The sequence below is a fragment of the Streptococcus sp. DD10 genome (genome assembly GCF_001578805.1).
Classification (GTDB): Bacteria; Bacillota; Bacilli; order Lactobacillales; family Streptococcaceae; genus Streptococcus.
Window position 1 is genome coordinate 1 of record NZ_KQ969192.1, and the last position, 587, is coordinate 587.

Here is a 587-nt window from a genome sequence, read left to right on the forward strand (position 1 = left end):
TTATTGGCTTTTGATGAGAGTCCAGCATCTGTACAGACTACAAATTTTGAAGCCTTATAATCCTTGACAATCTTTCTTTCTAATGGTTTAAGAGTCGTTTGTTCATTTGTATTTCCAGGGTGGGTACAGAAAGCTAGGGGAATTCCTTGTTTGTCCATAAAGAGTCCCATCTCCACAATTGGATTTGGACGATGTTCTTTAGATGGACCGTATTGTCTCAGAAGCCCTTCCTCATCTTCAGCTTCAATTTCAAAATAGAAGTTAGTACAGTCATAGTAGAGAACATCTGTCTGTCGTTGGGTCATCTTTTTTGAAGTTTGATAGGTTTGTTCTTGTATAAACTCTGTTTCATTAGAAATCACTTCAAGAGCCCGATAAAAGTGTTGGAGTTCAAATTCTTTAGGTTCGAGTAAAGTTTTTGAAAATTCTAGGGTAGATCGTTTTGAAGCAGGAGCTAGAATCCGTCCATAAATCAAGCGAGATAGGATATCATCTAGAGAGAAATTAAAACGATGTCGTTTTTGGATTTCTTTGTTAATTCTAGGCAGACCTAATTGATGATAGAGGTCTTGTAGGAAGAGATAGCC

At 37.1% G+C, this 587-nt stretch carries 1 protein-coding gene; it reads right to left on the minus strand.

The annotated features are described in order from the left end of the window. A partial coding sequence (locus STRDD10_RS11265; protein WP_443031105.1) for an IS1634 family transposase occupies window positions 1-587 on the minus strand: 587 nt, incomplete at both ends.